Annotated in this window: 2 protein-coding genes; one reads left to right on the top strand and one right to left on the bottom strand. The window is 50.6% G+C overall.

The window, feature by feature from the left end; all coding sequences use genetic code 11:
- Positions 1-1,002: putative collagen-binding domain-containing protein (locus WBA23_RS08490; protein WP_424581844.1), on the top strand; the 1,002-nt coding region annotated here is incomplete at its 5' end.
- 77 nt (positions 1,003-1,079) lie between these two features.
- On the opposite strand, the gene WBA23_RS08485 is transcribed toward WBA23_RS08490, so the two are convergent.
- Positions 1,080-2,170, bottom strand: a 1,091-nt coding sequence (locus WBA23_RS08485; protein ID WP_424581843.1) for a ribonuclease R family protein, incomplete at its 5' end; no start/stop codon positions are given.

Below are 2,170 nucleotides of genomic sequence, written 5' to 3'. Positions count from 1 at the left end.
GACGAGGTGTACGATCCTTTGCTAGGCAATCAGTCATTATTAACCGGAGCATCGATTCAAACCGGTTACTCCAACGTGTACCGCGATACTAAAAAGTGGGTGGAAGAGTCACTGGCCGCCGGAAAACCCTGGGTAGTGGCCAACGATGAGCAGGGAAGTGCCAACATCGGTGTGCCCCCCGATTTGGGCTACACCGATCCCATTACTGGGAACACCTATAATGGTAAAGACAATAACGGGAATACGGTAAATGTTACTCAGGATGATATCCGGAAGAAAACTTTATGGGGCAATCTGATGGCCGGGGGTGCCGGAGTGGAGTACTACTACGGCTACCGTTTACCACAATCGGACTTAACCCTGCAAGATTACCGCAGCCGAGACCTGATGTGGGACTATACTCGCTACGCGTTGCAATTTTTCCAGCAGCGTATTCCTTTCTGGGAAATGCAGCCTAACAATAGCCTCGTCAATAACGGCTGGTGTCTAGCGAAAACCGGTGAAGTTTACGCGATCTATCTGGAAAATGGCGGTTCAGTAAGTGTTAATCTGGGTAGCAACGGCGCAGATTATGATGTGCGCTGGTACAACCCCCGCAGTGGTGGCAATCTACAAACCGGTTCGGTGGCTAGTGTGACGGCTACTGGTAGTGTCTCGGTAGGTAACCCACCCAATAGTACTAATCAAGACTGGGTCGTGCTACTGACGAATCAGGGAAGCGGTTCCAATACTGCCGTAGCTCGTCAAGAAGTACTTCAGGTAGGGGAGATGACCGCTTATCCGGTTCCGCTTGAGGAGCAACTAACGGTAAGCTTTGAGAGTGAAAAGGCCCAGATAACCGTCGAGATTACGGACTTTAGTGGTAATGTGCTACACCGAGTCATAAAAGAACGTCAGCAAGCAGTAGATCTTAGTGCGCTAGGACTAAAGCCCGGGGCGTATTTCTTGCGGGTAGTAGCCGATGGTGAAGTCTACCGCAGCACGCTGTTGAAAAACAACTAACGAATGGCTGGGAGCTGGGCGCGTGGGGCAGGAGTGCATAAACCCTAAGCTCTAAACTTCCTACTCCCAGCTATTTATTATTTCACGAATTCTAGGTCAATCGTTCTCCGGTCGAGGTCGGTATTGATTACTTTGACTTTTACCTTGTCGCCTAGCGCGATGATGCGTTTCCGGCGGCGACCAATCACCCGGAAGTTCTGGGCATCGTACTCGTAGTAGTCATCGTTCATATCGGCCATGCGTACCATGCCTTCGCATTTGCTCTGTACCATCTCTACGTACACGCCCCACTCGGTTACGCCCGATACAATACCATCAAATTCCTGCTGTTCGCGCTTCGCCATGTATTCCACTTGCTTGTACTTGATAGAGGCCCGCTCGGCATCGGCGGCGCGCTTCTCCCGTTCCGACGAGTGCTCACACAACTTCTCGTACGGCTCGGCTTCCGGTGATTTTCCACCGCTTAAGTAGTGCGCCAACAGGCGATGGGTCATTACATCGGGGTAGCGGCGAATGGGGGAGGTGAAGTGCGAATAATGTTTAAAGGCCAAGCCAAAGTGCCCCTTGGCTTCGGTGGTGTAAATCGCTTTCGCCATGGTACGGATCGCGATCGACTGCAAAATATCCTGTTCCGGCTTCCCCTCTACCGCCAGCATCAGCTCATTGATGGAGTTAGAGATCTTATCGTCGGTGGTGTGCAGCTTATAGCCAAACCGCTGGGCAAACTGAGCAAAATCAGCAACCTTTTCTATATTCGGGTAGTCGTGCACCCGGTAGATGAAAGTGTTCTTTTCTTTTTTATTCTGGTAGTGATAGACAAACTCCGCCACTCGTTTATTGGCCAGTAGCATAAATTCTTCAATCAACTTATGCGCATCGACCCGCACTTTGGGAATCACCTCTACCGGAGTACCGTCTTCATCCAGTCGGAAGCGTACCTCGGTGGTCTCAAAGCTAATGGCACCCTGACTAAACCGCTCATCGCGAATTTTCTTGGCGAGCTTATTTAGCTGGATAATTTCTTCGGCAAAGTTACCCTTTTGAGTGTCGATGCGCTCCTGCGCTTCTTCGTAGGCAAATCGTCGGTCGGAGTAGATCACGGTTCGACCGAACCATTCTTTCTTGATTTGCCCTTCGTCGTCCATTTCAAAGACGGCGGAAAAGGTAA

Origin of the sequence: Tunicatimonas sp., from assembly GCF_049647865.1 — a bacterium.
Classification (GTDB): Bacteria; Bacteroidota; Bacteroidia; order Cytophagales; family Cyclobacteriaceae; genus Tunicatimonas.
This window is presented reverse-complemented; position numbering and strand designations above follow the sequence as displayed.